Consider the following 12650-nt stretch of genomic DNA (forward strand, 5'->3'; position numbering starts at 1 on the left):
TTATGAATAAAAATTTGCAGTTTTCTTTTGAAGAAAGGCCCTTAACAAACTTTAACCACATATAATTTTTACAATTCATTAATATTTAAGATATTTGCGCATTGTTTTAAAAATAAAGAATGAAAAAAATCTTTGTAGTATCATTCATATCAGCTGGATACTTCCTGAATGCACAGAGTCTAGGTAACTCGCCCTATGCAACGTATGGAATTGGAGATGTAAAATATGATAATACGATCGAAACTGCTTCAATGGGAGGTATATCAACTGCTTTTATAAGTGATTTCACCAGTAGTTTCAATTTTGCAAACCCTGCAAACAACGCCAATTTCGAACTTACAAGTATCAGACTGGAGGCTACCAATGAAAACAATTATTTCAAATCGAATTATAACGATATGAAATCTACAAAGCATTCTACGTATCTTTCCAATATTGCTTTGGCATTCCCTTTATCTCCAAAGGTAAAGATGGGACTTTCTTATCAGCCTTACAGTTCTAAAAGTTATGATATTTTAAGCACTGAAACAAGAGACGGAATTGCTTACAATAATAGATTTAAAGGAAGTGGTACTTTAAATACAGCACAGGTAGCTGTTTCTTACAAAATAGATCAGCAATTTTCTGTTGGAGCAAGAGCCAATCTTTATTTTGGTGACTTATATGATCTGAACGAATTCGGCACCTCAACTTCTGAGTACGTTAATGGATATGAAACTAAAAATAAAGTAAGAAACTTTAACTTTACACTTGGTACCAGCTATCAGACTCTAAATACCCGTACTGATAAAAAATTAACAATTGGAGCTACTGCTACTTTTGGAAATACCAGCAATATGACTACTGAGTACATCAACAGTACTTACAGATTTGCTGATGCAGCAGGAACTAAAACTGATGAAAAAACTATAGAGCAGAAAAATACAAGCTCCAAGAATCTTCTTCCTTTACAAGCCTCTTTAGGGGTAGGATATGGAAGTGAAAATCATTGGTTCTTCTCAGGACAGATTGACTATAAAAAAGGAGAGGATGTCTCTTATTTTGGAAAAACTTTCGATTTCCAGGATACCTATAGAATTTCTGCCGGTGGATGGTACTTGCCTAACTACAATAACTTCAGAAATTATTTCTCAAGAGTAATTTACAGATATGGAGCTTTCTATGAAAGAGGAAATCTTAAACTAGAGGGTAACAGCATTAACAAATTTGGTATTTCTGCCGGAGTAATGCTTCCATTCAAGACCAGCAGCATCACCAGAATGAGCGGACTTGAAATAGGAGTAGAAATAGGTAAGAGAGGAACTCTTAATGATAACCTGATCAATCAGAACTTCATTAATTTTAGAATCGGCTTTAATTTTGCTGATAAATGGTTTAGAAAGACTCTTTATAACTAGAATGAATTTTTCAAAAAAAATATCATATAAAAATATAGCATGCCTTTTTAGTTGTGCTATATTTTTTATATTGACATCATGTGAAGAGGATCTCACCAAAAATAAAGGTAGCCAAAGTAAAAACTTCCCCTCACAAATCATTAATAACGCCAATATTGTACAGCGTGATTCCGGTTTTGTCACTTTAAAGGCCAAAGCTCCTATCATTGAAAAATATGAACTTATAGACAGTCCGTATGTGGTAGCAAGAAAAGGGATCAATATAGAGTTCTTTGATAAAAAGAAACCGAAAATTCCCGGAAAGATCACAGCCAAATATGCCCGTATTTTTGAATACAAAAAATTCTACGAAGCAAAGGGTGATGTAAGGATTACCACCAATGAAGGACAAAGGTTTGCCATGCAGAGTATTTATTGGGATCAGAAAAAGAACAGGATTTATACCAAAGATACAGTGTATGTAACTATGGAAGACGGATCTACATTGGTAGGCGCTAATGGAATGACTGCTAAAGATGATTTTTCTGAATATACCTTTTATAACAACTCGGGAGACTTTAGTTCAAAAAGGATTTCTGAAAATAAAAAATAAATCCTATCATCATGAAAACTCTTGCAATTGGCCTTATGTCCGGGACAAGTCTGGACGGTTTGGATATTTGCTTTGCTGAATTTGAAAAGCAAGATACATGGACCTTTAAGATCCTGAAAGCAGAAACCCTACCCTATTCTAAGGAGTGGGAAAATAAACTCAGAAGTTCCATTCATTTATCAGCGGAAGATTTATTAGAACTGCATTCGGAATATGGTTTTTACCTCGGTCAGCAGGTTAAAGAGTTTATCCGAAAATATCAGCTTGAAAACATCAGTCTTATCGCTTCTCACGGCCACACTGTTTTTCACCAGCCTCAAAAAAAATTCACTCTTCAAATAGGAGATGGCAGAGCGATCAAACTGGAAACAGGGTTACCTGTAGTCTATGATTTCAGAAGCCAGGATGTACTGATGAAAGGAAACGGAGCCCCATTAGTTCCCATAGGTGATGCGCTTCTTTTTTCAGACTATGATGCATGTCTTAATTTGGGTGGGTTTTCGAATATTTCTTTACAGCTCAATGGTCAAAGAATAGCTTTTGACATTGCTCCTGTTAATATCATTCTGAATCAATTAGCCCAAAAATTAAACCTCAGCTTTGATGAAAACGGAAATCTGGCAAGAGAAGGAAAAATAAATGAGGAACTGTTAAGCCGACTCAATTCATTAGATTTCTATCAGAAGCCCCACCCCAAGTCTTTAGGGGTAGAATGGTGTAATGAGTATGTATTTCCAATGCTTGAGAATATAGAAACAGCAAGTTTGCTGGCAACGGTTACAGAGCATATTGCCCAGCAAATTTCCAATGTCATCAATAAAAATAATATCAGGAATATTCTTTTTACCGGTGGAGGTGCTTATAACACATTTTTAATTGAAAAAATAAAAGCTAAAACAACCTCTGAAATCATTATCCCGTTCAAGGAAATCATTGATTACAAAGAAGCCCTTATTTTTGCCTTTATGGGTGTTTTGAAAATGAATAGTGAGATCAACGTCCTTTCTTCGGCTACAGGGAGTACAGCCGATCATAGTTCAGGTATCATTGTTTAGAGAGACAAAAAATAATACAACATAAAAAAACCTTCAAAAATGAAGGTTTTTATTTATTTGTAAGCTTCGATCTTATCAGTCAATGCATTAATGAAATTTTGTAACGGCTTTTCTACCATCATCTTGATGAATGGATTAAACTTCCCTTCAAAAAGCATTTGTACTTCTGTCTGATTTTCATTAATAGGGTTTAAAGTTGCTGTTAATGTAAAGTCTAAACTTGAACTTGCTGATTTCAAGATTGCTTTCTGGTCATTAACTTCATCTATTTTCAATGCAATTTCCGGCATTCCCTGTAATCCGAATTTAAAACCGTTGTCTCTTGTTTCAAATTTCTGAAGACCATCCGGCATAAATTCTTTATAATTTTCTGGAGACTTCAATAATTCTGACAGCTCTTTAGATGATTTATTAACAATAATCTTTCGTCCTTCTAAATTCATTTTTTATTTTTGTATTTAAATTCTTAATTCTTACAAATGTATAAAGTTTTTGTGAACGAAAAAAAATTATTAGTATCTAAGCATCCCGAGGAACTTGAAAAAAGTATTGGGTACGAAAGTTTCACAACTTTAGAGATTGCATTAGATATTTTAGAGAATACTTCTGTAAAAGAACTCAATGTTTTCGGTGAGAATATTGATGAGATCTGGAAGGAATTTCAAAAGCTATTCAGGATCATTGAAGCAGCGGGAGGAATTGTAAGCAATCCTGAAGGTGAAATTCTTTTCATCAAAAGGCTGGGTAAATGGGATCTTCCTAAAGGTAAAATGGAGAAAGGTGAATCTCAGGAGGAATCTGCAGTAAGAGAAATTGAAGAGGAGACCGGTCTTAAAGACGTAGAACTCGTACAGTTCATTAATACCACTTACCATATTTATGTGGAAAGAAACGGTGAAAAAATACTAAAATGCACCCACTGGTTTGAGATGAATTTTAGTGGAGAAGATACGTTTAAACCTCAAGCGGAAGAAGGGATTACTGAAGTGGCATGGAAAAAAAGACAGCAAATAGAAAACGAAGTGTTTCCAAGCACTTTCAAAAATATTAAACTGATTGTAAAAGATTTTTGGAATTCGAAAAATCTGTAGCCCTGAAAGAAATAAAAAGGCTGGAAGTTATTAAACTTAAACTTCCAGCCTTTTTTGTTTTTTTATCAGACTATATAAAGTCGATCACCTTTTCTAGCGCTATCCCTCTGGATCCTTTTAGAAGAATATTTTCAGACTGAATCGGAGTCTGCTTCAGGTATTCAATTAATGATGATGTATCTTCAAAAGCAAGATTTGAAGAATTCACTGCTTTAAAGTGTTTTCCTACCGTAATGATTTCATCAAAATTTAAATCCTGGGCCAGTTTTAAGATGTTCTGATGCTCCTTTTCGCTTTCAGCACCCAATTCCAGCATATCTCCAATAATAATGGTTTTACGCCCCTCAAAGCTGATGAAATTATTCAGGGATACTGTCATAGAACTTGGGTTAGCATTATAAGTATCCAATACCAATGTTTTATTCTCTTTTTTTACCACCTGTGAACGCATGTTCGTCGGGGTATACTGCTCAATAGCATGTTTTATTTTTTCAAAGCCAATTCCGAAATGAAGCCCAAAGCATGCCGCTACACAAAGATTGGTGAAGTTATAATCTCCTGTCAGTTTTGAAAGAGCTTTGACATTCTGATAAGACAAACCTACAAAGTGTTCCTCTGAGAAAGATTCAAAGTTATAATCTGACCCTTCATTTCCAAAAGTGATGGTAGATGGGTAGTTTTGCGTTTTTTCGATCTGGATAGGATCATTTTCATTAACGATAATGGTCCGTTGGTTTGATGTAAGATAATCGTAAAGTTCAGACTTTCCTTTGATCACTCCTTCAAAACCTCCAAATCCTTCCAGATGGGCTTTTCCAAAATTGGTAATATACCCGAAATCCGGCTGTGCAATAGTACACAGGAGTTCTATTTCCTTTTGATGGTTGGCTCCCATTTCTATAACCGCGATCTCATGTTCGGGTTTGATAGAAAGAATAGTCAGAGGAACACCAATATGATTATTCAGGTTTCCATAGGTATACTGAACATTGAACTTTTCTGACAGCACCGCATGTATCAGTTCTTTTGTTGTAGTCTTCCCATTGCTTCCTGTAAGCCCTATAAAAGGTATGCTAAGCTTATTTCTGTGGTATATTGCTAATTGCTGTAAAAACTCAAGAGTAGATGGAACATAGAAAATATTCTTATCTCTGTTTTCAAATTCCGGCAGTTCTACGATTACTGCCAAAGCACCATCGTCTATAGCTTTTTCTGCTAAAGTTGCGGCATTGAAATTTTCGCCGGAAAAGGCAAAGAAAATATCATTCTCTGCTATTTTTCTACTATCTATCGTTACTTTACCTGCCTGTAAAACTAAAGGATAAAATTGTTCTATATTCATGTGGAAATATATATATATTTTTTTAAGAGGTCACATGCAATCGCCAAATCTATATGAGTATTTCAGACTTTTTAACCAAAGCGATTTCATGATTCAAAAATAAAAAAACCTTCCGGAAATCCGGAAGGTTTTTTTTAAGTATTTTTTGATAAATATATTATCTTCTAGTTCTGTTCTTATCGTTTGTTCTTGCATCCTGTGCAACACGGAATCCAATCCAACCATAAGCTTTGCCTTGGTTTTTATATCTTCTCTGACCCGGGTCCAGCCAGTATGCAGTATCCTGCCAAGATCCTCCTTTTACAACTCTTACGTCATTAGAGATTCCTGAAGTTCTGTCTTTACCGTCTTTCAGCATTTTCACTTTACCTCCTGCATCTACAATGAAACTCTGACGAGGTGCATTATACATATCGAATGATGAAGCTGAGTCTGATTCTCTTCTGTATTCTAAAGAAGATTGTCTGTCACCGTCTCTGTAGTTTCTGTAGTCAGCAATTGTCTGTCTTTCGAACTGTCCAGGAAGTCCTTTATACACTAATCTACCGTCAGATAAAGTATCGTACTTAATAGTCCCTTCGTCAATCATTTTATAAGTTCCGTCACCGTTTCTTACAATAGCCTGAGGCATATTACCTCTGTAATAATTGAAGTCGTTGTAATCTTCATCAATAATAGGTCTGTAAACATCCGCTGTCCATTCAGCAACGTTACCGTACATACCATATACTCCTAAATCATTAGATGGATATTGTCTTACATCTGAAGTTTGTGCAGATCCGTCATTTTTCCATCCTGCGATACCGGAATAGTCACCTTTACCCATTTTAAAGTTTTCAAGGAACATTCCTCTTTCTTTTCCTTTGGTACCTCTTAATCTTTCGATTTCAGGTTTTTTACCTAAGTATTGGTTATATTCTCTGTTCTTAGCCATACCAAGAGCAGCATATTCCCATTCTACTTCAGTAGGAAGTCTGAACTTCTGTACCATGGCAGAATTTGGAGCTCTGTTTGCAGAAAGAAGTCTCTGGTTTGTTGTTTTAAGACCAGTTTTTTGCTGCATTCTCTGCTCATTGATGTAACCCTGCATTTCAGGATCATTCGCTTTGAATTTATCCATATTGAAGGCTGTTCCTCCCTGGTTATTAGATTCGTTGATATACAAATCTTTAGCAATAATACCAGCGCTCATCAAAGCTTTTTCGTTTGCTCTGTCTGTCAGCCACTCACAATATCTGTTTGCCTGAGTCCATGAAACTCCTACTACAGGATAGTAGTCGAATTCCGGAGAACGCAGATACGTTTCATTATAATCGTTTCTAGCTAGTTTGTTGTCCCATAATAAGGTATCCGGTAGAGCACCGTTATAGATTTCCTTAAAACTAGGGTCACTTGGTGGGAATACATACTTCAACCATGTCAGGTATTCGCGGTATTCATAGTTTGTAATCTCAGTTTCTCCGATAAAGAATGAACTTACCTGCATTCTGCGAGGTGTGTTATTCCAATCGTGCATAACATCATCTTTCACTAATCCCATTGTAAAAGTTCCACCTTCTACATATACCATTCCAGGCCACCCCTTCTGCTTCTGTTGCTTTCCTGCAAAAAACCAACCCTGTTTTTCGTTTGGCTTCCAACCTGTTTTACTGACAAATTTTTTGGTACCACCACCTTTGCTGGTTCCTGACCCGCCACAACTGGTTAATGCAAGTGTAGAACTTAATGCTATTAATGAAAACAACTTTAGTTTTTTCATAGTCGATATAAATATTTTCAAGAGTACAAAGAAAAAATAAATTATTCAATAAATCAAATAAAGATTTGATTTTTTTGAAAAACGTTAACAAATTAATTTTATTGTATCGCAATTTAATTATAAAATTTTCATTTATTTTGTAATTTAGCAATTTCAATAATAAACATGAGACAAAAAATCACTATTTTATTTCTATTCTCTTTTGTATCAGTACTTTGGGCCCAAAGAAACACCATAGAATGGGATGGTTCAAAAATTCAGGATTTTGGTGATACAAAATTAATTCTTCCAAATTTCAAAAATGATGGTTTTTCGTTTAGCCAAAATAACATTTTTATCATAACTAAACAAAAAATAGGGGAAAAACAGCTGAGAGTTTCTGACCTTATTTGGGAGAATGTTTCCAACAAGGATTTATTTGAATTGGACAAAGGCAGCCTACCCGATTATGATATTGCGAATGTTTCATATTATACCCTAGAGGGAGAAAGCTATGCCAGTATTAATGTTGCTTTATTTAAAAATGTAAAAGGACGGGTTCAAAGATTATCTTCATTTAATGTTTCTGAAGCCTCTGCTCTGAACACTACAAATAATGTAAACAAAATAGGATCTACAGCCAACCCTCTTTCAAATGGAAGCTTCTATAAGATAAAGGTAGATAAATCGGGAATTTTTAAGATCACCTCTCAATTTTTAAAAGATAACGGGATCAACCCAGCATCTGTGAATCCTAAGAATTTCAGAATATATGGAAACGGAGGTCTTATGCTTCCGGAATTTAATCAGGATCCAAGATACAGTGCATTGCAGGAAAATGCCGTTCAGGTGGTAGGTGAAGATGATGGTGTATGGAATGACAGTGATTTTGCTCTTTTCTACGCTCAGGGACCGGATGGCTATAACCTTTATAATAGAGGTAATGGTAATGGTTATAAAAGAACAGATACCCGTTATGACAGAAGTGATAATGTCAAAAATATATATGAAGACTTTTCATATTACTATATTACCTTTGACAAAGGTCCGGGTAAAAGGGTTCCGACTATCGACGGAGATCTTCCTAACCAGCTGATCACAAGATATGATGACTACCAGGTGATCAACAATGATCAGAAAAATCTTATGAAAGTAGGTAGAGTGTGGTTAGAAGATGCCCCTTTCACTACCGAAAAAACAATAACCTTTACTACCAAATCCCCTATACAACCTTCGGATGTTATAAGGTACAGAACCAGAGTGGCTGGATACAGGGCACAAAAAAATACAATTGATTATAAAATCAATGATGTGAACCCTGCATCAGGGGCAGTTCCTGAAGACACTTCCAATTTCCAGTATAATCTTTATTTCCTGCTTCCCTACAACGGAACAGTAAGCAACCTGAGTGGAAATCAAATTACCTTTAAGTACAATCCCAATATTTCTATCAATCCTAACGGATCATTCTATATAGATTATACTGAAGTACAATATAAAGAGAATCTTGTATACAATGGTTCACAAATGAATTTCAGAGATTTCTCTCTGGTAAGCGGAAGTAATACCAACTATGGTTTCAGCATTTCCAATGCTTCCAATATAGAACAGGTATGGGATGTAACAGATATTACCAATGCTAATAGAAGAGTAAATAAAGCGGGTGCCGGAAGTTTCAATTTTGCTTATATAGCTGCTGATCAAAACTTCAATAATGAGTTTGTTGCTTTTAGAGCGGATGCTGCTTTTTCTCCACAGTTTGTAGAGAGAATTGGTAATCAAAATCTTTCTGCCTTACAAAATATCGATTATCTGATCTTAACGGTTCCTCAAATGATGGGGCAGGCACAAAGACTTGCCAGCTATCACCAGACAAAAAACAATTATAATGTAGAAATTGTAGATGTCAATAAGGTATATCAGGAATTTGGAAGTGGAAGCAGAGATCTTACAGCTATAAGAGATTTTGTGACAAAACTGAATACTCCTCAGGGAAGACTTAAATATGTATTTATTCTGGGAGATACATCCTATGATTATAAAAATAAAGTTTCAAATAATTCCAATGTTGTTTCCAGCTACCAAAGTGAGCAGTCTTCAGACTATGTAGGTTCTTTTGTTACGGACGATTATATTGTCATGACGAAACCGCAAACAGCAAATATTATTGAAAGTAACCTGCCGGATATACCGGTAGGAAGAATTCCTGCATCAAATGCTTCTGAAGCCGGAGATATGATCAGCAAAACACTGGCTTATTATAATGCATTGCCTGGGCAATCCAGTCCGTTTGGAGAATGGCGTATGAGGTTAGACTTTGTGGTAGATGATGACAATGACGACGGCCCTCCTTTTCACAATGTTATGAACACTACGCTGGTCAATGTATTTGAGCAGCCGGGACAGCAGCAGCTGAAAGAATATAATGTTAAGAAATTATACCTGGACTCTTTCACTGCTCAGAGTACAGCAGCAGGACAAAGATACCCACAGGTTAATCAGGCTATTTCCAATGCTATCGGAAACAGTATGTATCTGTTCTATTTCGGACATGGAGGGATCAACGGTTGGGCACAGGAAAGAGTATTAACCAGTACAGAAATCCAAAATTCCAATAACTTCTCTAATGTTTACAGCAGATTCCCATTTGTTTCTACAATTACCTGTGAATTTACCTTATGGGATGAACCTGCCACTAATTCTGCAGGAGAACAGTTCATTAAGCTAAAACAGGGCGGTGCTGCAGCCATGATTACCTCAAGCCGTGCTATTGGAGTAATCTACGGACGTCAGTTTACAGATACCTACACTAAAAATATCTTTAAATTGACTAATGATGACTTCGAAACATTAGGAAATGCTCATTTAACGGCAAAGAAACAAAGAGGAGCTGACCTTAACCATTTAAAGGTAAATCTTTTGGGTGATCCCGCTATGAAACTGAGCAGACCTCAGAGACTTTTGGTAATTGATAATATTGAAACTCCTGTTCCAGGTCTGATCAGAGGTTTGGATTTTGTGAAAGTGAAAGGACATATCAATAATTCGAACGGAACATTAAACAATACTTTTAACGGAAGAGTTACTATTAATATTTTCGATAAGAGAATCAATAAAAAAACATTAAATAATGATGGACACCTTAGTCCTATATTAGAATATACAGAAGAAGGAAGCCCTATTGTAAAAGCTTCGGGTGTTGCTGTAAACGGAGTTTTCACTGCCGAATTCTATGTGCCTAAAGATATTAATTATACTGTAGGACAGGGAAGAATATTAGGATATGCTGATAATAAGGTCATGGATGTTTTCAACAATCAGGCTGTACAGGTAGGAGATCTTAACCCTAACGGAGTTAATGATAACCAGCCTCCAAAAGTAAAGCTGTATATGAATAACACCAATTTTGCTGATGGCGGTATCACCAATCAAAACCCTACCCTTCTGGCTTGTCTTACCGATGATACAGGAATCAACTCTACAGGTTCAGGTGTGGGTCACGATATCACCGTATATCTGGACGGACAAATTATCAACACTATTATTTTAAATGATTTTTATGCTGCAGGAGAAGGAAACGGATGTTTAAATCCAAGTCTTGCCGAATACCAAAAAGGAAATGTAACTTACCCTTTCAGGAATTTAGCTATAGGCCAGCACCAATTATTATTTAAAGTTTGGGACATAAACAATAATTCGACAACTGCCACGTTAAATTTTGAGGTTAAAGATGAATCTGATCAACATTTGGTAATCAACCGTCCATTAAACTGGCCTAATCCTTTTACCAATAAAACTTATATCCAGTTTGAGCACAACTGTTCTGATATTCTGGATGTGAATGTACAGATTTACACGATAACAGGAAGATTGGTAAGAACTTTATCTCAGCCAGTAGTTGCAGAACCGTTCCTACAGGGCTTTAGAACACCTCGCCAGGCAATAGAATGGGACGGAAGAGATGATTTTGGAGCAACAGTAGCAAAAGGTACGTATATTTTTAAGATATTTGCAAAAAGCCAGAATCAGGAAAAATGCAAAGGAAGTGCTACAGCTGTAGAAAAAATGGTACTTTTGAAATAATTAGATAATACATAGATAATAATATTAATAAAAAACTGATAATATATAAAAGACAACATATGAATTTAACTACTAAACTGCTTTTAGGATTTGGGTTAAGTGCTGGTTTTCTAGGATATTCACAAGATCTAGGTAAAGTAGGTCCTGTATTAACCGGAGCACCTTTCCTAAGAATTGCACCAGATGCCAGATCAGGAGGTATGGGAGACCAGGGGGTTGTAACCTCTCCGGATGCATTTTCACAATTCTGGAATGCTGCAAAATATCCTTTTAGCAGAACAAGTTCTTCCATCGGTCTTAACTACACGCCGTATATGGGAAAACTTACTAACGATGTATTTTTACTATATGGAGCTTTCCATAAATTTTTGGGACAAGACGAAAGATCTACTATTTCCGCGAGTATTTATTATTTCAATATGGGTCAGGTGGACCTTACTCAGCTGGTAGGTACTGAAATTGCTTCCATGGGTACATCAAAACCAAATGAATTCTCTCTAGACGTTGCCTATGCTTTGAAGCTATCCGATTCATACTCAATGGCTGTAACAGGTAGATTTATCCGTTCAGACTTAGCCGGTGGATTCAATACAGATACAACCCTTAAGGCTGCTAACTCTTTTGCAGTAGATATTTCAGGATATTACAGCTCACCAAAATTCACAGGATTAGGAGGAAATGACGGTAAAATTAATGCCGGTTTTGCAGTTCAGAACCTAGGTCCTAAACTGGATTATACAGGAAATGAAGAATCGAGATCTTATCTTCCTACGATGGCAAGATTAGGGGTTGGATATGACATGTACCTGGATGATATGAACAGAGTGGGAATTAGTGTGGAAGGTTCAAAACTTTTGGTTCCGGGATCTGAATATGTTGGAATTGATCCTAACACAAGACAGCCACGATATGAAATTCCAAATGTAGGTCCAATGGCCGGTATTGGAAAATCTTTCAAAAATAAAAACAGTATCATGTATAGTGGTGCTATTGAATATTCATACGACAATGCTTTTTCTGTAAGAGGAGGTTATTTTCATGAAAGTGAAGAACAGGGAGCAAGACAATTTGCTACAGCTGGTATCGGATTGAATTACCGTTCTTTCGGACTTGATCTTTCTTATCTGATTAATATGTCTAAAATTAACAGTGCTTTAGATAACACTCTTCGTTTCGGTCTTACCTGGAACATTGGAGATGAAACATCTAATAACGACCGTTAACAGCAACATCAATATAATACAAAAGCCTCATCTGTATGAGGCTTTTTTTATTGAAACAGAAGAAGGGCTTATTATCAGTCATGAATACGCTTCGCTTGTCTCATTTTTTTTCTGTCAATCCACCATTCA

Annotated in this window: 9 protein-coding genes; 6 read left to right on the plus strand and 3 right to left on the minus strand. The window is 36.0% G+C overall.

Annotated elements, in window-relative coordinates:
- Positions 1-119 precede the first annotated feature (119 nt).
- From B8967_RS11925 to B8967_RS11935, 3 genes are read left to right on the plus strand one after another with little or no spacing between them, the layout of a single operon-like run.
- Entirely contained in the window at positions 120-1397 is a 1278-nt protein-coding gene (locus B8967_RS11925; protein ID WP_084086243.1) for a hypothetical protein, read from the plus strand.
- A 1-nt stretch (position 1398) separates the two neighbouring features.
- Positions 1399-1989, plus strand: a complete 591-nt coding sequence (gene lptC, locus B8967_RS11930; RefSeq protein WP_047487427.1) for an LPS export ABC transporter periplasmic protein LptC — start codon at positions 1399-1401, stop codon at positions 1987-1989.
- An 11-nt stretch (positions 1990-2000) separates the two neighbouring features.
- A complete protein-coding gene (locus B8967_RS11935; protein WP_084086244.1) occupies positions 2001-3044 on the plus strand; it encodes an anhydro-N-acetylmuramic acid kinase in 1044 nt (347 codons plus the stop codon).
- Positions 3045-3097: 53 nt separating this feature from the next.
- On the opposite strand, the gene B8967_RS11940 is transcribed toward B8967_RS11935, so the two are convergent.
- A complete protein-coding gene (locus B8967_RS11940) occupies positions 3098-3487 on the minus strand; it encodes a hypothetical protein (protein WP_047487421.1) in 390 nt (129 codons plus the stop codon).
- 36 nt (positions 3488-3523) lie between these two features.
- On the opposite strand from B8967_RS11940, the gene B8967_RS11945 reads away from it, so the two are divergent.
- Entirely contained in the window at positions 3524-4135 is a 612-nt protein-coding gene (locus B8967_RS11945; protein ID WP_047487415.1) for an NUDIX hydrolase, read from the plus strand.
- Positions 4136-4205: 70 nt separating this feature from the next.
- Here the strand turns inward: B8967_RS11945 and B8967_RS11950 are convergent, their stop codons facing one another.
- Positions 4206-5477: a UDP-N-acetylmuramoyl-tripeptide--D-alanyl-D-alanine ligase gene (locus B8967_RS11950; protein WP_084086245.1), complete on the minus strand. Its 1272-nt coding sequence runs from the start codon at positions 5475-5477 to the stop codon at positions 4206-4208.
- Positions 5478-5634: 157 nt separating this feature from the next.
- Positions 5635-7236, minus strand: coding sequence for a gliding motility lipoprotein GldJ (gene gldJ, locus B8967_RS11955; RefSeq protein WP_047487409.1), 1602 nt, complete (start codon positions 7234-7236; stop codon positions 5635-5637).
- Positions 7237-7401: 165 nt separating this feature from the next.
- Between gldJ and porU the strand changes: the two genes are divergently transcribed.
- Positions 7402-11298 carry a type IX secretion system sortase PorU gene (gene porU, locus B8967_RS11960; RefSeq protein ID WP_084086246.1) on the plus strand — a complete coding sequence of 1299 codons (3897 nt, stop codon included), beginning with the start codon at positions 7402-7404 and terminating at the stop codon, positions 11296-11298.
- A gap of 59 nt (positions 11299-11357) precedes the next feature.
- Positions 11358-12521, plus strand: a complete 1164-nt coding sequence (gene porV / locus B8967_RS11965; protein WP_047487403.1) for a type IX secretion system outer membrane channel protein PorV — start codon at positions 11358-11360, stop codon at positions 12519-12521.
- Positions 12522-12650 lie beyond the last annotated feature (129 nt).

Origin of the sequence: Chryseobacterium sp. YR221 (assembly GCF_900176315.1) — a bacterium.
Taxonomy (GTDB): domain Bacteria; phylum Bacteroidota; class Bacteroidia; order Flavobacteriales; family Weeksellaceae; genus Chryseobacterium; species Chryseobacterium rhizosphaerae.

Excerpts from the sequence above, each read along its gene's own strand:
- B8967_RS11945 (WP_047487415.1), top strand. The coding sequence starts at position 3,524 with ATGTATAAAGTTTTTGTGAACGAAAAAAAATTATTAGTATCTAAGCAT.
- B8967_RS11950 (WP_084086245.1), bottom strand. The coding sequence starts at position 5,477 with ATGAATATAGAACAATTTTATCCTTTAGTTTTACAGGCAGGTAAAGTA.
- porU (WP_084086246.1), top strand. The coding sequence starts at position 7,402 with ATGAGACAAAAAATCACTATTTTATTTCTATTCTCTTTTGTATCAGTA.
- B8967_RS11935 (WP_084086244.1), top strand. The coding sequence starts at position 2,001 with ATGAAAACTCTTGCAATTGGCCTTATGTCCGGGACAAGTCTGGACGGT.
- porV (WP_047487403.1), top strand. The coding sequence starts at position 11,358 with ATGAATTTAACTACTAAACTGCTTTTAGGATTTGGGTTAAGTGCTGGT.
- B8967_RS11925 (WP_084086243.1), top strand. The coding sequence starts at position 120 with ATGAAAAAAATCTTTGTAGTATCATTCATATCAGCTGGATACTTCCTG.
- gldJ (WP_047487409.1), bottom strand. The coding sequence starts at position 7,236 with ATGAAAAAACTAAAGTTGTTTTCATTAATAGCATTAAGTTCTACACTT.
- lptC (WP_047487427.1), top strand. The coding sequence starts at position 1,399 with ATGAATTTTTCAAAAAAAATATCATATAAAAATATAGCATGCCTTTTT.
- B8967_RS11940 (WP_047487421.1), bottom strand. The coding sequence starts at position 3,487 with ATGAATTTAGAAGGACGAAAGATTATTGTTAATAAATCATCTAAAGAG.